16 protein-coding genes are annotated in these 19,180 nt (G+C 72.7%); 9 read left to right on the top strand and 7 right to left on the bottom strand.

The window, feature by feature from the left end; translation table 11 throughout:
* Position 1 precedes the first annotated feature (1 nt).
* Both AB0B02_RS30035 and AB0B02_RS30030 read right to left on the bottom strand, forming a co-directional pair.
* Positions 2-880, bottom strand: coding sequence for a sugar ABC transporter permease (locus AB0B02_RS30035; protein ID WP_357306080.1), 879 nt, complete (start codon positions 878-880; stop codon positions 2-4).
* 3 nt (positions 881-883) lie between these two features.
* The gene (locus tag AB0B02_RS30030) at positions 884-2,179 is read right to left on the bottom strand and encodes a sugar ABC transporter substrate-binding protein (RefSeq protein ID WP_357306077.1); all 1,296 of its coding nucleotides are present in this window, start codon (positions 2,177-2,179) and stop codon (positions 884-886) included.
* Positions 2,180-2,365: 186 nt separating this feature from the next.
* Here AB0B02_RS30030 and AB0B02_RS30025 point away from each other — a divergent pair, with 186 nt between their 5' ends.
* The 6 genes from AB0B02_RS30025 (at position 2,366) to AB0B02_RS30000 (ending at position 9,994) form a co-directional block, all read left to right on the top strand.
* Positions 2,366-3,652, top strand: a complete 1,287-nt coding sequence (locus AB0B02_RS30025) for an ROK family transcriptional regulator (protein WP_357306074.1) — start codon at positions 2,366-2,368, stop codon at positions 3,650-3,652.
* 20 nt (positions 3,653-3,672) lie between these two features.
* The gene (locus AB0B02_RS30020; RefSeq protein WP_357306070.1) at positions 3,673-4,533 is read left to right on the top strand and encodes a substrate-binding domain-containing protein; all 861 of its coding nucleotides are present in this window, start codon (positions 3,673-3,675) and stop codon (positions 4,531-4,533) included.
* Between the two features lie 75 nt (positions 4,534-4,608).
* The gene (locus AB0B02_RS30015) at positions 4,609-6,132 is read left to right on the top strand and encodes a cellulase family glycosylhydrolase (protein WP_357306067.1); all 1,524 of its coding nucleotides are present in this window, start codon (positions 4,609-4,611) and stop codon (positions 6,130-6,132) included.
* Positions 6,133-6,141: 9 nt separating this feature from the next.
* On the top strand, positions 6,142-7,263 hold the full coding sequence (locus AB0B02_RS30010; protein ID WP_357306064.1) for a cellulose binding domain-containing protein: 1,122 nt from the start codon (positions 6,142-6,144) through the stop codon (positions 7,261-7,263).
* 328 nt (positions 7,264-7,591) lie between these two features.
* On the top strand, positions 7,592-8,440 hold the full coding sequence (locus AB0B02_RS30005) for a CoA ester lyase (protein ID WP_357306061.1): 849 nt from the start codon (positions 7,592-7,594) through the stop codon (positions 8,438-8,440).
* Between the two features lie 87 nt (positions 8,441-8,527).
* Entirely contained in the window at positions 8,528-9,994 is a 1,467-nt protein-coding gene (locus tag AB0B02_RS30000) for a dihydroorotase family protein (RefSeq protein ID WP_357306058.1), read from the top strand.
* A 63-nt stretch (positions 9,995-10,057) separates the two neighbouring features.
* On the opposite strand, the gene AB0B02_RS29995 is transcribed toward AB0B02_RS30000, so the two are convergent.
* The 5 genes from AB0B02_RS29995 to AB0B02_RS29975 form a co-directional block, all read right to left on the bottom strand.
* Complete coding sequence (locus tag AB0B02_RS29995; RefSeq protein ID WP_357306055.1) at positions 10,058-11,413, bottom strand: FAD-binding protein; 1,356 nt, start codon at positions 11,411-11,413, stop codon at positions 10,058-10,060.
* Positions 11,410-12,507 carry an amidohydrolase family protein gene (locus AB0B02_RS29990; protein WP_357306052.1) on the bottom strand — a complete coding sequence of 366 codons (1,098 nt, stop codon included), beginning with the start codon at positions 12,505-12,507 and terminating at the stop codon, positions 11,410-11,412. Before AB0B02_RS29990 ends, AB0B02_RS29995 begins: the two co-directional genes overlap by 4 nt.
* Positions 12,504-13,478, bottom strand: coding sequence for an aminopeptidase (locus AB0B02_RS29985; RefSeq protein ID WP_088643360.1), 975 nt, complete (start codon positions 13,476-13,478; stop codon positions 12,504-12,506). The genes AB0B02_RS29990 and AB0B02_RS29985 overlap by 4 nt, the downstream gene beginning before the upstream one ends.
* On the bottom strand, positions 13,478-14,281 hold the full coding sequence (locus tag AB0B02_RS29980; RefSeq protein WP_281940257.1) for an acetoacetate decarboxylase family protein: 804 nt from the start codon (positions 14,279-14,281) through the stop codon (positions 13,478-13,480). The genes AB0B02_RS29985 and AB0B02_RS29980 overlap by 1 nt, the downstream gene beginning before the upstream one ends.
* Before the next feature lie 118 nt (positions 14,282-14,399).
* Positions 14,400-15,440, bottom strand: coding sequence for an amidohydrolase family protein (locus tag AB0B02_RS29975; RefSeq protein ID WP_357306047.1), 1,041 nt, complete (start codon positions 15,438-15,440; stop codon positions 14,400-14,402).
* 97 nt (positions 15,441-15,537) lie between these two features.
* Here AB0B02_RS29975 and AB0B02_RS29970 point away from each other — a divergent pair, with 97 nt between their 5' ends.
* The 3 genes from AB0B02_RS29970 to AB0B02_RS29960 are packed head-to-tail and all read left to right on the top strand — an operon-like array spanning position 15,538 to position 19,161.
* The gene (locus tag AB0B02_RS29970) at positions 15,538-17,256 is read left to right on the top strand and encodes a thiamine pyrophosphate-binding protein (protein ID WP_281940255.1); all 1,719 of its coding nucleotides are present in this window, start codon (positions 15,538-15,540) and stop codon (positions 17,254-17,256) included.
* A 4-nt stretch (positions 17,257-17,260) separates the two neighbouring features.
* Entirely contained in the window at positions 17,261-18,181 is a 921-nt protein-coding gene (locus AB0B02_RS29965) for an isocitrate lyase/PEP mutase family protein (protein WP_281940254.1), read from the top strand.
* A complete protein-coding gene (locus tag AB0B02_RS29960; RefSeq protein WP_281940252.1) occupies positions 18,178-19,161 on the top strand; it encodes a D-2-hydroxyacid dehydrogenase in 984 nt (327 codons plus the stop codon). Before AB0B02_RS29965 ends, AB0B02_RS29960 begins: the two co-directional genes overlap by 4 nt.
* The last annotated feature ends 19 nt before the right edge of the window (positions 19,162-19,180 follow it).

Below are 19,180 nucleotides of genomic sequence, written 5' to 3'. Positions count from 1 at the left end.
ATCAGTGCTCCTCGGGCCGGAAGGCGCGCAGTTGCAGCGCGTTGAGCAGCACCAGGGCGAGCAGCACGAGGACCGACAGCGCGGCGGCGACCCCGAGGTCGTTCTGGCCCTGGAACGCGATCAGGTAGATCAGTTGGACCACGGTGACGGTGCTGTTGTCCGGGCCGCCCTTGGTGAGGAGGTAGAACTGTTCGAAGGCGAGCAGGGAACCGGTCACGCAGAGCACGGTCGTCAGCGCGAGCGTCGGGCGCAGCAGCGGCAGGGTCACCCGTCGGAAGATCTGCCAGCGGCTGGCGCCGTCCGAGCGCGCCGCCTCGAACACGTCCGCCGGAATGCTCTGCAGGCCGACCAGCATGAGCACCATGTAGAAGCCGGCGTAGCGCCAGACGACCAGGAACACCGTCGAGAGCAGCGCCGCGTTCGGCGAGCCGAGGAACGTCAGGTCCAGCCGGCGCATCAGGGGCGCGAACGGGCTGGCGTACGGCGAGTAGAGCACGTAGAACAGCAGGGAGGCCGAGGCCAGCCCGAGCGCGCCGGGAATGAGGAAGGACGCGCGCAGCAGGTTGTTCCAGCGGCTGGACTCCTGGACGAGCAGCGCCAACCCCAACCCGAGCGCGATCAGCAGCACGGTGGCGAGCAGCGTGTACTTGACGGTGAAGACGACCGAGTCGGTGAAGAAGCGGTGACTCACCGCCCGGGTGAGGTTGTCCGGCGCGTTCAGCCCCTGGTCCCCGGCGAGCAGTGGCCACCGCGACGCCGCCATCTTGAGCACCAGCAGCAGCGGCACGACGAACAGCGCCACGACGAACACCGCGGTGGGCACGGCGTACACCCAGCCGAGCAGGCGGGATCGGCGGCGTCCCGGCGCGTTGGTCTGCATGTTCTACTGCTTCAGCACGGCGGTGATCTGGTCGTTCTGCTTCCGGATGTCGCCGCCACCCTGAAGGACCTGGCTACGGACCAGAGCCAGCCACGGACTGCCCGGGGCGTTGAAGGCCTGTTGGAAGTTCAACGCGACCGGTGTGTCTCCCCGGCCGGCCACCTGGTTGATGGTGACCAGGCGAGGATCCTGCGCGGCATACCTGTTGTTCGCCAGGTCGGCGCGGGACACCACGTCCTTGTTCTTCGCCAGCACCTCGACCTGGGCCTGCTCCGACATCATCCAGTTCAGGAAGTTCCAGGCCTGCGCCGACTTCCTGGAGTCCTTCGACACGCCGATGCCGTCGCCGCCGACGAACGTCGACGCCCCGCCGTCCGGGCCGGGAATACCGGCCACCCCCACGTCGAACGGTGTCGAGGAGAGCAGCGTCGCGGGGTAGAACATCAGGCCGACCTTGCCCTCGGTGAAGGCGGCGGTCCAGGTCGGGCCGGTCTCACCCGCCGAGGACGGCAGGACCGCCCCGGAGCGCCACAGCTCCGCCCAGGTGCGGAACACCTGCTGCGCGGTGTCGCCGGCGAGGTCGGACGTGGTGCCGTCGGTGCCGAGCACCTCGCCGCCGGCCGCCCAGATCGAGGGGAACCAGGTGAATGCCAGGCAGCCGCCGCAGTTGAGGCCGGTGGCCGTGCCGTAGACGCCGTCCTTCCCGATCGCCTGGACGGCCTTGGCGGCCGTGGCGTACTCGGTGAGGCTGGCCGGTGCCTTCTCCGGATCGAGGCCGGCCTCGGTGAACAGCTTCTTGTTCCAGAACAGCATCGACAGGTCGAGCACGAACGGCAGCACGTGCTCCCTGCCGTCACGGGTACCGGCGGCGAGGTGGCCCTTGTTGACGGCGTCCTTGAAACCGAGGCCGTCGATGTTGGTGGTCAGATCCCGGAACAGGCCCTGACTCACCCAGTTCGGCACGTACACGATGTCCGCGGCGAACAGGTCCGGGAGGTTGTCGGAGCCGGCCGCCGCGCCCACCTTGGCGACATAGTCGTCGTTGGGGACGACGGTCAGCTCGATCTTGTTCCGGTGACCGGCGTTGTACGCCTCGACCAGGAGTTTCGCCTGTTTCTCCAGCGGCGCCCGGGTCCACAGGGTCAGCTTGCTGCCGTCGTCGATCCCGTTCGCGCCGGCCTGGGCCAGCCCCTGGTCGTCGCCGCCGTCGTCACCGCAAGCCACCGCGCCGAGCACCAGCACCGCCGACATGACCGCGGCCAGCATCCGTCGGCGGTGCAGACCCGGTGTGGTTGTCATGTCGGCCTCCGTTGTCTGAAGGAGCCGGCGTCCGGGACCGGAACGCTCCCCGAAAACCTTTTCGGGGAGAATTCTCGACGCCTATTTAGGCGGGTGTCAATACCTTGACGACCTCGGGCACCGCCCCGGGCATCGGGATCGCTGTATGATTCGCTCGGCCGACCGACCAGCCGTGGCAGAGAAGCAGTGAGCGAACCAGCAACGAACAAGTCGCATACGAGCAGCAAGTCAGTCGTTCTCGACGCGATCCGGGCGGCCGGGACGATCAGTCGGGTCGGCCTGATCAAGGCCACCGGTTTCACCGCGCCGACGATCTCCACCCTCGTCCGCAAGCTCATCAACGAGGGCCTGGTGGTCGAGACCGGGCACGCCAAGTCGACCGGGGGCAAGCGGCGGGTGCTGCTCCAGCTCGACCACACGTCCCGGTACGCCGTCGGCGTGCACCTGGACCACGGCGTCATCACGTACGCCCTGACCAACCTCGGCGGAACGGTGGTAGCCCGGATCTCCCGGCCGGGCGCCGGCGCGGACGAGCCGGCGACCGTCGTGGCGCGGATCGCCACCGCGATAGCCGCGCTGATCGACGGCGTCGGGGTGGAGCGGGCCCGGGTCCTCGGCGTCGGTCTGGTCTTCCCCGGCCCGGTCGGCCCGGCCCGGGGCATCGGTGGTCCACCGGACGCGGGGCTCGCCCCCGTGATGCGGCAGTGGACCGGCTTCCCGCTGGGCGCCGCGCTGGAGCGGGTCACGGCGCTGCCGGTGGTGCTGGACAACGATTCGACGGCGGCGGCGCTCGGTGAGCACTGGACGGGCGGATTCGGCGCCGCGACGTCGGCCGCCGCGCTCTACATGGGCACCGGCATCGGCGCCGGCCTGGTCATCGGCGGCGTCACCTACCGGGGTCCGAGCGGCAACGTCGGCGAGCTCGGACACGTGTGCGTGTCCGCCGACGGTCCCCGTTGCTGGTGCGGCGCCCGCGGGTGCGTGGAGGCGCTGGCCGGGCCGGCCGCGGTGGTCGCCGCCGCCCGATCGGACCCGGCCGCGGCCCGGGCGGTGGGTCTCACCGCGAGCGCCGGACGACCGTCGGTGATCGCCGACTTCGCCGCGATCAGTCGCGCCGCCCGCAGGGGCGAACCGCACGCACTGGTGTTGCTGGAGCGTTCGGCCCGGCAGGTGGGCGTGGCCGCCCGGACGCTGGCGAACCTCATGGACCTCGAGGTGCTCGTGCTCACCGGGCCGAGTCTGGCCGCCGCCGGCTCGGTCTACCTCCCGATCGTCCGGCACGAACTGCGCGCGTCCTTCTCCCGTGGCACACACACCGTCGACGTACGGCTCTCCCGGTCCGCCGCCACGGCATCGGCCGTCGGAGCCGCCGCACTGGTCCTCGAATCCGAGTTGGTCCCGTTGAGTCACGGTCCACGCCCACTCGAGCAGGTGGCCGACGAGCGGGCACGGCTCACCGAATCGGCCAGTTGACGAAACCGGGGGCGTGCGAGATGGACGATGCGTGGGGGACGAGCGCGGTGGGCCTGGTGCTCGCCCGGCCGCCCCGCCTGCTCGGCACCGAGCCGTTCTTCATGGAGTTCATCGCGGGCATCGAGGAGCGGCTCGCCGCACACGGTCGGTCGGTGCTGCTGCACGTCGTCGCCGACCAGGCGGCCGAGATCGCCGCGTACCGTCGGTGGGCGCGGCAGCGGCTGGTCGACGCGGTCGTGCTGGTGAACCCGTCGGTCGACGACGGCCGGCCAGCGGTGCTGCGGGAGCTTCGCCTGCCCGTCGTGGTGACTGGCGAGCCGACCCGGGGGGCCCTGGCGGTGCGCCGGGACGACGTCGGATCGATGCGGGCGGCATTGGCGCACCTGGTCGATCTCGGGCATCGCCGGATCGCCCGGATCAGCGGCCCGGATGCGCTCCTGCACACCCGGGCCCGCACGGCCGCCATGCTGGCGGCCGCGGCCGACGCCGCCGTCGAGGCCGTCGTCGTGGAGGGCGACTACTCGGAGGAGGCCGGGGCCAAGCTCACCGCCGAGCTGCTGGCCGGGGTCGAGCCGCCCACCGCGATCATCTACGACAACGACCTGATGGCGGTCGCCGGCCTGCACGCGATCAAAGAGTCGGGCCGCCGGGTTCCCGGCGACGTCAGCCTGATCGCCTGGGACGACTCCAGCCTCTGCCGTCTGGCCTCCCCCGCACTCACCACGATGAGCCTCGATGTGCACACGTTCGGCGAACTGGTCGGCGAGTCCGTGCTGCGGCTGGTCAACGGCGAACCGGTGCCGGAACGGTGGTGCGCGACCGAGACCGTGGTCGCCCGGGAGACGACGGCCGCGCCGAGTGGATTACATCGATCAGCTTGACTTAGTGAGGCTAATAAACAAAGCTCCGAGACGCGCTCCCATCGACGCTCCCCTCTATTGCCTAGGAGAGCATCCATGACACGTCCTCATGCCCTGCTGGCGTCGGCGGCAGCCGGCACCCTGATGGCCACCAGCCTGCTGGCGGTCACGCTGCCCGCCTCGGCCGCCACGACCGGCTGCGCGGTCACCTACACCGTGCAGAGCCAGTGGACCGGCGGGTTCAGCGGCAACGTCGCCATCACCAATCTCGGTTCCGCGCTCACGAGCTGGAATCTGACGTTCGACTTCCCCAACGCCAATCAGCGGGTCACCCAGGGCTGGAGCGCCACCTGGTCGCAGTCCGGCGCGCGGGTGTCGGCGGCCAGTCTGAGCTGGAACGGCTCGCTGGGCACCGGCGGGTCGACCACGATCGGCTTCAACGGGTCGTGGAGCGGCGCGAACCCCGTACCCACCTCGTTCGCGCTCAACGGCACGACCTGCACCGGCGCGGTCACGACGCCGTCCCCGACGACGCCCACCGGCCCACCGACCACCACGCCACCGACCAGCACGCCGCCGCCGACCACGCCGCCGCCGGGCGGCGCCGCGCCCAGCCTCCGGGTCTCCGGCAACAAACTGGTGACGGCGGGCGGCGCCACCTACCGCCTGCTCGGCGTCAACCGGGCCAGCGGGGAGTTCGCCTGCGTGCAGGGCAAGGGCATGTGGGACAGCGGCCCGGTCGACCAGGCCTCGGTCGACGCGATGAAGGCCTGGCACATCCGGGCGGTCCGGATCCCGCTCAACGAGGACTGCTGGCTGGGCCTCTCCGGCTCACCCAGCGGACCCGCCTACCAGCAGGCCGTCAAGGACTACGCGAACCTGCTGGTCGCCAACGGGATCAACCCGATCCTCGACCTGCACTGGACCCACGGGCAGTACACCGGCAACATCTCGGCCTGCGCCGACGTGAACGCCACCTGTCAGAAGCCCATGCCCAGCCGGCAGTACACGCCGCAGTTCTGGACCGGGGTGGCCAACGCGTTCAAGGGCAACGACGCGGTGCTGTTCGACCTGTTCAACGAGCCCTACCCGGACGCCGCCAACAACTGGTCGGACATGGCGGCCGCGTGGCGGTGCCTGCGCGACGGCGGCGCCTGCACCGGCATCGACTACCCGGTGGCCGGCATGCAGGACCTGGTCGACGCGGTACGCGCCACCGGCGCCACCAACGTGCTGCTGGTGCCGGGCCTGACCTGGACCAACGACCTGACCCAGTGGCTGACCCACAAGCCGACGGACCCGCGCGGCAACATCGTCGCCTCGTGGCACTCGTACAACTTCAACGCCTGTGTCACCGAGACCTGCTGGGACACCCAGATCGCCCCGGTGGCCGCGCAGGTGCCGGTGCACGCCGGCGAGATCGGTCAGGACACCTGCGCCCACGACTACATCGACCGGCTGATGACCTGGCTGGACCGCAACCGACTGGGCTACACCGCATGGACCTGGAACCCGTGGGGATGCAGCGGCGGAAACGTGCTCATCGAGGACTACAACGGCACGCCGACCCGCAGCTACGGCGAGGGCTACCGCGCCCACCTGCTCACCGTGACGCCGTAGGGAACCCCGATGTCGCGACAATCCCTTCGGTACGCCGTGCTCGCCGCGATCACCACGGTCCTGGCGTTCACGGTGGCGTTCCCCGGCTCCCCGGTACGGTCCGCACCGCACCGGTCGTCGGCGGCGGCGCCGATCAGGATCATGCCGCTCGGTGACTCGATCACCGCGGGCCCCGGCTGCTGGCGCGCCCTGCTCTGGAACCAGCTGCGGACCGCCGGCTACTCCAACATCGATTTCGTCGGCAGCACCTCGGACGGCGGAAGCTGCAACTACGGCTTCTCCTACGACGCCGACCACGAGGGTCACGGCGGTTTCTCCGCGGTCGGCATCGCCGACAACAACCAGCTCCCGCCCTGGCTGAACGCGGCCCGGCCGGACGTCGTCGTGATGCACCTCGGCACGAACGACCTCTGGGGCGGCTGGCAGTCGATGGACACGATCCTCGCCGCGTTCACCAAGCTGGTCGGCCAGATGCGGGCGAACAACTCGAGCATGAGGATCGTCGTGTCGCAGATCATCCCGCACCACGGCTGCGACACCTGCCCCGCCGACACCGTCACGCTCAACAACCGGATCCCCGGTTGGGCCGCCGGTCTCACCACCGCCCAGTCACCCATCGTCGTGGTGGACCAGTGGACCGGCTTCGACGCGGCCACGGACACCGGCGACGGGGTACACCCGAACGACTCGGGTTTCCGGAAGATGGCCGACCGCTTCCAGCCCGCGCTCGCGCGGGTGCTCGGCGGCACCGTCCCGCCCACCCCGACGCCGGGCCCGACCCTCTCGGTCACCCCGGCACCGTCACCGTCGACCCCGCCGCCCGGCATCGGGCGGTGCACGGCGACGTACCGGACGGTCTCCCAGTGGGCCGGCGGCTTCCAGGGCGAGGTGAGCGTCCGCAACGACACGGCGGCGGCCACGACGGCGTGGACCGCGACGGTGAGCCTCGGCAGCGGCCGGCAGGTCACGCAGTCCTGGAACGCCACGGTCACGCAGTCGGGCGCGACCGCCACCGCGCGGAATCTGGGCTGGAACGGCGGCCTGGCACCGGGCGGCTCGACCAGCTTCGGCTTCCTGGCGTCCTCGACCGGTGACAATCCGGCGCCGGTGGTCGGCTGCACGGTCGGCTGATCTGCCACCGGGTGTGGGCGCGGCGACGACGGCCGCGCCCACACCCGGCCCGACACCGGTTGGCGCGGTCGCCGTGCTGGGCGCGCCGACGAGGGCCCGGTGACGATCCTCGTCGACACGATCGACGTCGACAGTCGCGCCCGACGGAAACCCTCCGAACCAGTCGGGCAGGCGACCTCGCCGGGGCCCATGCCGCTCTGCCCTGAGCTCCGTTACCCACCACCGGTGCGGGGTCAGCTCTTGGAGCAGGCCAGCAAGGAGCAGGCCGCGCGCTGCGCCTCGTCCGGACCGGGCTAGATTGGAACATCGTTCCAATTGAGGAGGCATCATGGTGTCCCGGTCCTGGCTCTACGTCCCCGGCCACTCCCGCCGAATGCTCGACAAGGCCGCCGGCGTCGGGGCCGACGCGATCATCGCGGACCTGGAGGACGCGGTGCCGGCGGCGCAGCGGCCGACCGCCCGTTCGGTGGTCGCCGACTGGCTCGACTCCGGCGCCACCGGCGACGCCGACGCCTGGGTGCGGGTCTCGCCGGACGCCCTCGAGGAGGATCTGCGGGCGGCGGTCCGCCCCGGCCTCACCGGCGTGGTGGTGGCGAAGGTGGACGGGCCGTCGCTGCTGACCCGCCTCGACGCCCTGCTCACCGCCCTGGAGAGCGAGCGCGGTCTGCCGGCCGGACGGATCGCCGTCTCACCCCGGCTGGAGTCCGCGCGCGGGCTACGACAGATCGACGCCGTCGCCGCCGCGCCCCGGGTGCTGCTGCTCGGTCTCGGCGAGGCGGATCTCAGCGCCGACCTGGGTCTACGTCCCGGCCCGGACGGGTGGGAACTGCTCCCGGCCCGGTTCGAGGCGGTCGTCGCCTCGGCCGCCGCCGGGCTGGCCGCACCGGTCGGCCCGGCCACCGTGAACTACCGGGACACCGAGAAGCTGCGAGCCGGCACCGAGGCCCTGCGCCGGCTCGGCTTCTCCGGGCGGACGGCGATCCATCCCCACCAGGTGCCGGTGATCAACGAGGTCTTCACGCCGACCGCCGAGGAGGTGGCCGAGGCTGAGCGGGTCATCGCCGCGTACGCCGAGGGGGGCGGTGGGGCGGCGGCGGTGGACGGCACCGGAACGATGGTGGACGAGGCGGTCGCCCGTTCGGCCCGGGCGGTGCTGGTCCGCGCGCGCCGACAGTAACCACCATTTCGTTCCGCTGGACGGATCACTGTTGCGCTGAGCGGTCCGCCGGGCTTAGCCTGTGGCCACCGGCAAGGAGGTAGCCCCATGGCTTATGACCTGCTCATCGTCAATGCGCGGGCGGTACGCCCGGGCGAGGACGAGCCCGTACCAGCATCCATCGCGGTCCGGTCGGGCCGGATCGCGGCCATCGGGCCGGACCTCTCCCCCGCCGACGCGCACGAGGTGGTCGACGCCGGCGGCCGACTGGCCTTTCCCGGCGCGGTCGACGGACACCAGCACTGGGGCATCTACAACCCGCTCGACGTCGACACCGCCAGCGAGTCGCGGGCGTCGGCGCAGGGCGGCGTCACCACCGGGCTGACCTACATGCGGACCGGGCAGTACTACCTGAACCGGGGCGGCAGCTACGCCGAGTTCTTCCCCGAGGTGCTGCGCCTGGCCGAGGGCCGGGCCTTCGTCGACTACGCCTTCCACCTCGCCCCCATGCAGGCCGGCCACATCGACGAACTCGGCATGCTGGTCGACGAGTTCGGGGTCAGCTCGTTCAAGATCTTCATGTTCTACGGATCGCACGGCCTGCACGGGCGCTCCACCGACCAGTCGTCGTTCCTGATGACCCCGCCCGGTGAGCGGTACGACCTGGCGCACTTCGAGTTCGTCATGCGCGGCGTCCAGCGGATCCGGGAGGAGCGGCCCGAGCTGGCCGACGGCATCAGCCTGTCGCTGCACTGCGAGACCGCCGAGATCATGGCGGCCTACTCGAAGCTGGTGGAGGAGGCCGGGGAGCTGAAGGGGCTGGCCGCCTACAGCGCGTCCCGGCCGGCGCACTCGGAGGGGCTCGCCATCACCATCGCCTCCTACCTGGCCCACGAGACCGGCCTGCCGGCGATCAACCTGCTGCACCTGTCCGGCGAGAAGGCGATGGAGTCCGCGCTGCGGATGGCCGCCGCCTTCCCGCACGTGGACTTCCGCCGCGAGGTCACCATCGGGCACCTGATCGCCACCTACGACACCGCCGCCGGCCTCGGCGGCAAGGTGAACCCTCCGCTGCGTGCCGAGGACGACCGGCAGGCGCTGTGGCGGGCGGTGCTCGCCGGGCAGGTCGACTGGGTGGTCTCCGACCACGCCTGCTGCCGGGACGAGACGAAGTTCGGCACCGACCGGGACGACGTCTTCGTGGCGAAGTCCGGGTTCGGCGGGGCCGAGTACCTGCTCCCGGCCCTGATCACCGAGGGCCGACGGCAGGGGCTGCCGTTGGGCCGGGTCGCCGAGCTGGTCTGCGCGAATCCGGCGAAGCGCTACGGACTGTGGCCGCGAAAGGGGGACCTGGCGGTGGGCTTCGACGCGGACATCGTCCTGGTCGACCCGGACCGCACCTGGACGGTGACCGCCGAGGCCAGCGAGTCCACCCAGGAGTACACCCCGTTCGAGGGGTTCGAACTGACCGCCCGGGTGGACGACGTGTGGCTGCGCGGGCACCGCATCCTCCGCGACGGCGCGGTGGTCGGCACCCCGCGCGGCGAGTACCTGCGCCGCCCGGTCGGCCGCTAGGTCGCACCGGCGACCGCGCCCCTCACCCGGTGGGTGAGGGGCGCGGTCGCGGAGCGGTACGGCTCAGGCGGAGGCGTGCCGACCGGCGAGGTATCCGAGGCCGAGGGCCGCGAGCAGGCCGTTTCCGGCCAGGTACCCGTCCGCCCCGTGGCCGGAGATGCCAACCGCCGCGCCGCCGGCCGCGTACAGTCCCGGCACCGGCTGCCCGGCGCGCAACGCCCGGGCGTGCCGGTCCACCCGCAGGCCGCCCTGGGTGTGGAAGAGCGCCCCGGTGACCCGGACGGCCGCGTACGGCGGACGCAGCGGCGCGCCCCAGGCGCGCCGGCCGAACGCGTCGGACGCGGTCCCGGCGGCCGCCGCCTCGGCGTCGGCCAGGGTGGCCGCCAGCGCGTCGACCGGGGCGCCCACCACGGAGGCTAGCGCGTCGACGTCGTCGGCCCGGCGGACCGCCCCGGCGGCCACCACGTCCCGGTAGTCCTTGAACGCCAGACAGGCGTCGTGGACGCGTTCGTCGTAGACCACCCAGGCCCGGCCACCCGGACGGGACAGCACCGGTACGGCGTACTCGGAGTAGCCGACCGTCTCGTCGCCGAAGCGTCGCCCGGTGGAGTCCACGAGGAAGCCGCCGTGCATGACCGTCGCCCAGGTGAGCAGGATGGCGTCCGGTACGGCAAGCGAGCCGTGCCCCTGGTAGGCGTCGAGGTGGCCGGTGTCCAGGCCGAGCCGTTCGGCCAGCCGCAACGCGTCCCCCCGGGATGCCTCGCCGCCGTGGTAGACGCCGTGGGCGATCTCGGGCAGGTGGCGCCGGACCAGCTCGGGGTCGGCGGCGAACCCGTTGGTGGCGAGCACCACCACCGGGCAGCTCAACTCCTCCCGGGTGCCGTCGGGGCGGGCCAGCACCGCGCCCCGGACCGCGCCGGTGTCGTCGGTGCGCACGTCGACCAGCCGGGCCGGCACGACCAGGTGCAGGTCGTCCCGGTCCGGGGCGGCGTCGAGCAGGGCGCGGTGCAGGGCCGCCCCGGAGCGGTCCGGCACGCTGTGGCAGCGCAGCGCCGAGTGGCCCGGGTAGCGGAAGTCGGTGACCAGTTCGAGCGGCACCCCGCAGTCGTCGGCCAGCCACTCGACCAGCTCGGGGGCGACCGCGGTGAGCGCGGCGGCCACCACCGGGTCGGCCCGGTCGTGGGTCTTGGCCCGGATGTCGGCGAGGAACCGACCCGGTGAGTCCTCGACGCCGGCCGCCCGCTGCCAGCGACTGCCGGCGGCCGGGATCATCGAGGTGCTCATCGCGGTGTTGCTGCCCTGCCGGAACGTCTCCCGCGCCTCGGCGAGCACGACGGTGCGGCCGGGCCGGGCGGCGGCCAGCGCGGCGGCCAGGCCGGCCGCGCCGGCGCCGGCGACCAGGACGTCGCAGTCGGTCATGAGCCGGCCGTCCCGGGCGGGTTGTCGGGCTCGAGGCCGTAGAAGCGGGCCGCGTTGCGCCAGAGGATCTTCTCCCGGGCCGCGGTGTCCAGGAAGCCTGCGGTACGGATCCAGTTCGCGGCGCCGCCGGGGTGGTCCCAGGCGAACGGATGGTCGGTGCCGATGGTGAGCTGGTCCACCCCGACGCGCTCGATCACCAGTTCGAGTGCGCGCTCGTCGTGCACCAGCACGTCGTAGAAGAGGTTGCCGGCGGCGAGGTACTCGCTGGGCGGGCGGGCCATGGTGCGCTGCGCCGGGGAGATCATGTGCCAGCGGTGGTCGAACCGGCCCAGCGAGTGGATCGCGATGCCGCCGCCGTGGGTGAAGCACATCCGGAAGTCCGGGTGCCGGTCCAGCAGCCCGGAGTGGATCACCGACATCAGCCCGATGCTCGCCTCGACCGGCGCGGCGAACGAGCTCTCGAAGTAGTACCGGCCGAGCCGGTCGCCGGCGCCGAGCTTGTCGAAGAACGCCGGGTGCACGTTGGCGGTCACCCCGGCCTCGGCCATCGCCTCCAGCACCGGCAGGATCTGCGGGTCGTCGAGGTTGCGCCCGTTGACCGCCGGGGTGAGCACGAAGTGTCGCAACCCCAGCTCCGTCACGGCGTGGTCGAGCACGGCCAGCGCGGCGTCCCGGTCCTGGAGCGGCAGTTGCGCCAGCCCCCGGTAGGTGCCCGGAGCGGCGGCCTCCAGTTCGGCCAGCTCGGTGTTGAGTTCCCGGCAGAAGGCCGCGCCCCGGGCCGCGTCCAGGTGGTAGTTGAACAGGAACCCGGCCACCTGGACGGCCTCGAAGCCGATCCCCTGCTGCGCGGCGCGGGCGGCGAGCCGGGCCGTCGGGTCGGCCAGGTCCACCTCGGGCGGGGCGAAGGCCAGCACGGTGCGCCCCAGCGCGAACGCCCGCCGGCCGTCGGCCTCGGTGACCGGCCGCCAGCCGTACCAGTCCCGTCCTTCCCGCCCGGCGGCGAGCAGCCCGCGGGGCCAGAAGTGGGTGTGCGTGTCGATGGCCGGCGCCCCGGAGACGGCGTCTCCGGAGGCCGGCGCGGATGCGGCGGTCATGCCACCTTCACGATCTTCCCGTCCTGGACCAGGATCTCCCCGTCCACCTCCACGGTCGGGGTGAGCAGCAGCAGGTCGACGTGGATCGGGGCCTTGACCGTCCCGCCGACCACGCTGTTGCCGAGGGCGAAGTGGACGGTGCCGACCTGCTTCTTGTCCTCGGTGATGTTGCCGAGGAAGCGGGCCGCCGGGTTGGTGCCGATGGAGATCTCGCCGAGGTTGTCGCCGTTCTCCACCCCGTCGATCATGCGGCGCAGCTCGCCGGCCTGGTCACCGCCCTCGATCCGGACCGCCCGCCCCTGGTCGAAGTGGACCCGGATCGGTTCGCGCAGCTTGCCGAGCTGGTGCGCGGAACCGTCGGCGACCAGGACCCCCTGCCCGGTGCCGGTGGCCGGGGCGCTCCACGCCTCGCCGCTGGGGTAGCTGGAGATCTGGCCGGGCTCGCGGGCGAAGGACGCGCCCACTCCGCAGGTGACCCCCTCCAGGCTGGCGGTGAGGTCGGAGCCCTGCTGCGAGGTGACCCGGATCCGGGAGCCGGCGGTGATGGCGTCGGCAAGCGGTTTGGTGATCCGGTGGACCTCCTCGTAGTCGGCGATGCCCGCGCCGCCGGTCAGCTCGGCCCGGGTCACCCCGGTCATCACGATCGCCCGGGCGCCCCGGTTGAGCGCCTGCTTGAGTTCGGGGGTGAAGCTCAACGCGGTCGAGGTCGGTGAAATGATCACGTCCGCGCCGGCCAGTGCGGCGGCGACGATCCGGTTCGCCGGTTCGCCGGCCCGGGCGCGGGCGGGCTGGACCAGCAGGGTGCCCTCGGCGCCGGCGGCGGCGACCGCCGCGAGGAGCGCGTCGACGACCGCGTGGTCGGAGTTGTGGTCGGCGGCGACGGCGACCAGTTCCCCGGGCCGGACGGCCAGGGAGGTGTTGACGATGTTGTCGGCGGCCTTGGCAACCTGGATCGCGGCCCAGTCGGTCATCAATGGTCCTCTCGCAGCAGGGTGGCGCCGGCCTTGGTGGTCCAGCCGCGCTGGAAGCTGTACGCCTCGACGATCTCCAGGGGCTGGAAGCCGTCGAGGTCCTCGTTGATCACGTCGGTGAAGATCTCCACGCCGCCGGCGCCCTTCCAGGCGTCGATGGTGGTGGCCCGGTCCAGGTCGAGGGCGAAGAGCTGCCGCTGGTCGGGCACCTGCGGGCTGGGCGAGGGAATGTGCCGGTAGGTGTAGACGCGGTGCCCGTGCGAGGGCACCGCGTCGTCGTCGATCTTCTCGGTGAGCTGGATGTCCACGTTGAAGATCCGCCGGCCGAACCGGTCCACGGTCCCCCGCATCCGGCTGCCGGGGCCGATCGGCCCGAACGCCGGGTTGGCCGGCTGGATCTTGGTCTTGTGGATGACGCCCTGCTTCTTGGCGAAGCCCATGAAGTGGCCGAAGACCACCGACCAGTCCTCGCTGACGTAGATGTAGGCGCTGAACCGGCCGGGCTGGCCCTGGTAGGTGCAGTAGAGGCCGAGGATGCCCTCCTGGTACTGCGACCACTGCGGTTCGGTCCATGCCTGGTCGGGGTGGCTGTCGCTGACCTTGACCATGTCGGCGACGTAGGCGTAGGCCAGGGCCTCCGGGTGCAGGTCGAGGCCGTCGGGCAGGTAGGCGCGGGCCTTGTCCGGGTCGACCCGGTAGATCACCTGGATGGCGTCGGCGCTGATGTGGTGCGGGGGGTCGTCGACGAGCGCGGCCCGGCCGGACGGGGAGAGGGGATTGCCGAACCCTCGGAGCGTGGCCATCAGATTCCTTCCACTCAGCGAAACGGCGTTCCACAAAACGTAGGGGGGTCCGTCGAACCGTGTCAAGGGCCGGACGGACGCCGTGACCAGCGAATCCGCCGTCGGGCGCGACGGGACGTCAGCCGGCGCCGCCCGCCGCCCGCCGCGCGCCGTCGAGGAAGAGGGTCGCGTTCTCCCGGACCACCATGTCCTTCTCCCGGCTGGTCAGGAACGGCTGGTCGGCGATCCAGCGCACCGCGCCGACCTCGGGGATGTCCCCGCCGTACGGGTGGTCGGTGCCGATCACCACCCGGTCCGCGCCGACCCGCTCGACAAGCAGTTGCAGGGCCCGCTCGTCGTGCACCAGGCAGTCGTAGTGGAACCGGCGCAGGTACCGGTCCGGCGCCTCGGCCAGCAGGCCGCTGTCCCGCCCCTGGAGGTAGCGCAGGTTGAGCCGGCCGATGCCGTACGGCAGCCAGCCGCCCCCGTGCGAGCAGCAGATCCGGGCGCCCGGGTGCCGGTCCAGCAGGCCCGAGTAGATCAGCGAGGCCAACGCCAGCCCGGCTTCCAGGGGCACGCCCACCGAGTTGTCGAACATGTGCCGGCAGGTGCGCTCGCGCCCGGCCCGGGTGTACCAGTTGGCGTGGATGACGATCGCCGCCCCGGCGGCCAGCACCTGGTCGAGGACGGCGACCACCTTCGGGTCGTCCAGGTTGGCGTCCTCGACGTTGGTGCCGATGCTGAACGCGTACAGGCCGAGGTCCTTGACGGCGTGGTCGAGCACCCGCAGGGACGCGTCGTGGTCCTGGAGCGGCAGCAGTCCGAGACCGGTGAAGGTCCCGTCGGAGGCTGACTGCGCGTCGGCCAGGTCCGCGTTGACGTCCCGGCAGTACGCCTCGGCCTCGGCGGCCGGGAGTTCGTACCCCCAGAGGAAGACCGGGACCATCGCCGCCTCGCGGACGATGCCCTCGGCGGCCCGGCGTTCCCGGCGGGCGGTCAGGTCGGTGGAGTAGAGGTCGACCGGGGCGGGGGCGTCCCGGTCGCCGGCCACGATCCGGGGGGTGTCGGCGGTGAGGTCGGCGTCCCAGGCGTGCCAGCGCCGGCCGGCCCGGACGGCCGACGCGAACTCCCGGGGCCACCAGTGACTGTGCAGATCCACGGCCTGACCAGGTCGATGCATGATGCGCACCCCTCTTGTTCCGGTTGATGAAACGGTGTTTCATAAAGTAGCGCAGCCGACGGGGGCGGGACAGGCCGACCGACTCAGGACGTGACACATGGATCTGACATACGGAAGCGACGTGATGGTGGCGCTCCTCCAGCGCCTCGGCATCCGGTACGTGGCAGCCAACCCCGGCGCCTCGTTCCGGGGCCTGCACGACTCCCTCACCACAAGCGGCAGCCCCGAGGTGATCTCGGCGCTGCACGAGGGCGTCGCCGTGGCCGTCGCCCACGGCTACGCCAAGGCGTCCGGCGAGGTGATGGCCGCCGCCGTGCACAACCTGGTCGGCCTCCAGCAGGCCGTGATGGCGACCTTCAACGCGTACGCCGACCACGCGCCGGTGCTCCTGCTCGGCGGCTCCGGCCCGGCCGACCAGGCCCGCCGCCGCCCGTGGATCGACTGGGTGCACACCGCGAACCAGCAGGGTCAGGCCGTCCGGGACGTGGTCAAGTGGGACACCGAACCCACGTCCGTCGCCGCCCTGCCCGACCTGATGCTCCGCGCCCACCAGCTCGCCGTGGCCCAACCGCCCGGCCCCACCTACGTGGCCCTCGACGCGCTGATGCAGGAGTCCCCCGCGCCCGCGGTGGACCTCGGCGACTGGGGGCCGGCCCCGCTCGCCCCGCCGACCGCCCCGCTGGACCGCCTCGAAGCCGTCGCCGACCTGCTCGTCGCCGCCGAGTCCCCGGTCCTCCTCGCCGACTTCGTCGGCCGGAGCCGGGCCGGCTTCGACGCGCTGCGCCGGCTCGCCGAGACCCTCGCCGTACCCGTGGTGGACCTCGGCAGCCGGCACAACTTCCCCACCGGGCACTGGGCCGACTGCACCGCCGACCGGGCCGGCCGGCTCGCCGACGCCGACCTCGTCCTGGCGCTGGACTGCCGGGACGTCCGCTGGGCCACGTCCCAGGTGGACAACGACCGGCGCGGTTACCGGATGCTCACCCGGCCCGGCACGAAACTCGCCGTGATCACCCTCAACGACCTGAAACACAACGGCTTCCTCGACCTGGAACCGCCGATCCGGGCCGACGAGTACCTGGTCGCCGACACCGCCGTCGCCCTGCCCGTCCTCGCCGACCTGGTCGCCGAGCGGGTCGCCCGCCGCGCCGACGCCGTCGCCGCCCGACGCGAGTGGCTGACCGGCCACACCGCCACGCTGCGCGCCGCCGAGGGTCCGCCGCCCGAGTCGCCGCACGGCGGGATCACCGAGGGCGTCCTCGCCGCCGCCACCTACGACGCGGTACGCGACGGCCCCTGGCAGATCGGCTTCACCATGTTCCGGGGCTGGCCCCGGCGCACCTGGGACCTGGTCGACTACAACTGCCACCTGGGCGGCTCCGGCGCCGGTGGCCTCGGCTTCGGCATCGGCGGTTCGATCGGCGCGGCGCTGCACCACCGCGACGACGACACCGTGGTGGTCGACCTGCAACCCGACGGCGACCTGCTCTACACCCCGCAGGCGCTCTGGACCGCCGCCCACCACCGGCTCCCGCTGCTGGCCGTGGTGGTCAACAACCGCAGCTACGGCGCGGACTGGCTGCACCAACGTCGGGTGGTGCAGACGCGCGGCGGCGACCTGGACCGGGCCCGGCACGGCATGGACCTGACCGGGCCGGACGTCGACCACGCCGGGATGGCCCGCGCCCAGGGCGTCGAGGCCTTCACCGTGACCGACCGCGACGCCCTGACGTCCACCCTCACCGAGGCGGTCAAGGGCGTCCGCGAGGGTCGTCCCGTCCTGGTCGACGTGGTCGTCGACCTGCCGGAGGTGTGATCCGATGCCGGTGCACGCCCCGGTCGGCTTCGCCGACGTCCTCGCCGCCGAACCGCCCGTGTACGCCGCCGGCGTCTGGGACGGGCTCAGCGCCACCCTGGCCGCCGCGGCCGGTTTCCGCTGCCTCTTCGTCTCCGGTTTCGCCGTGTCCGCCTCGCTCGGCCTGCCCGACGCCGACCTTTACACCCGCACCGACATGACCCGCGCGGTCGGCGTCGCCGCCCGGGCCGGCGGCCTGCCGGTCATCGCCGACCTGGACACCGGCTGGGGCAACGCGGTCAACGCGTACCACGCCGCCCGGGACTTCGAGCAGGCCGGCGCGGCGGCGCTGATGCTGGAGGACCAGATCTCCCCCAAGCCGGGGCCGCTGAGCGAGCAGGCCGGGGTGAGTCTGGTGCCCCGGGCCGAGGCGGCGGCGAAGGTCCGCGCCTGCGTCGACGCCCGGGACCGGGCCGCCGTGGTCGCCCGGACCAACGCCGACACGGTCGACGAGGTGCTGCGGCGGGCCGAGGCGTACGCGGCGGCCGGGGCGGACGTGGTCTTCCCGATGCGCCACGACGAGACGTTCCCGTTCGAGGCGTGGCAGGCCACCCGGGACGCCTGCGGCCGACCACTGGCCGCCGCGGTCGCCCCCGGCAGTTGGCTGGAACGCGAACTCACCCCCGCCATCGCCCGGGAACTCGGCATCGCCGTGGTCATCTACGGTCTCCAGGGCCTGCTCGCCACCGCCCGCGCGCTCACCGCGGCGTACACCGACCTGCTCGGCCCGGAGCCCGGCGTGGTCGCCGCCCGGGGCGTACCGCTGCGCGAGTTCACCCGGCTCATCGGCTACGACGAGGTCACCCGGCTCCGCGACCGCTACCTGGGCGCCGGTGGTGTCCCGCCCCGGCCGGGCAGCGCCGACGCCGGGCGGGGCGACACATGACCGGGTCGAGCGGCACCGTCCTGGCCGCCGCGCACGCGCTGATCGCCCCGCTGACCGAGGCACAGGTGGACGCGATCCGCGCCGCCGCCGCACCCGACCCGGTGGTGGTCGCCCGGGACCCCGCCACCGTGCTGCGGCACGCCCCCGGCGCGGCCGTCCTCTTCGGTGACATCCAGCCGGCGGCCCTCGACGCCGCGCCGAACCTGCGCTGGGTGCAGTCGGTCGGCGCCGGCGTGGACCGGATCGCCGCCCACCTCGCCGGCCGGGACGTCCGTCTGGTCTCGGCCAAGGGCGGGATCGTCGGCGCGCACCTGGCCGAGCACGCGTTCGCGCTGCTGCTCGCGCTCACCCGGGGCGTGGCGACGGTGCTGCGCGCGCCCGACTGGACCGACGCGTACCGGATCGCGGTGCGGGCCACCCAGTGGGAGTTCACCGACCGGACCATGCTGGTGGTCGGCCTCGGCGGGGCCGGCCGGGCGGTGGCCCGGCGGGCCCGGGGCTTCGAGTTCGCGCGGATCGTCGCGGTCGAGCCGGAACCCGTCGCGCCCGGCCCCGACGTGGACCTGCTGGTCACCCCGGACCGGCTGGACGAGGTGCTGCCCGCCGCCGACGTGGTGGTGCTCACCGTGCCGCTCACCCCGGCCACCCGCCACCTGCTGGACGCCACCCGGATCGCCGCGATGAAACCCGGCGCGATCCTGGTCAACGTCAGCCGGGGCGACCTGGTCGACGAGTCGGCGCTGCGCGCCGCGCTCACCGGCGGACGGCTCGGCGGGGCCGGGCTGGACGTGGTGGCCCGGGAGCCGCTCGCCGCCGACGACCCGCTGTGGCGACTGCCCAACGTGGTGGTCACCCCGCACATCGCCGGCGGGTCGCCGCGCCGGGCCGAACGGGTGGTCGACCAGTTCTGCGCGAACCTGCGTCGCTGGCACGCCGGTGAACCCCTGCTCGGCGAGTTCGACCGCGACCGAGGCTACTGAGATCCCCGGGCCGCCCGCC

Source organism: Micromonospora sp. NPDC049240, from assembly GCF_040647835.1.
Lineage (GTDB): Bacteria > Actinomycetota > Actinomycetes > Mycobacteriales > Micromonosporaceae > Micromonospora.
The sequence above is the reverse complement of the archived record's forward strand: the minus strand, read 5'-3'. Positions and strand labels throughout refer to the sequence as shown.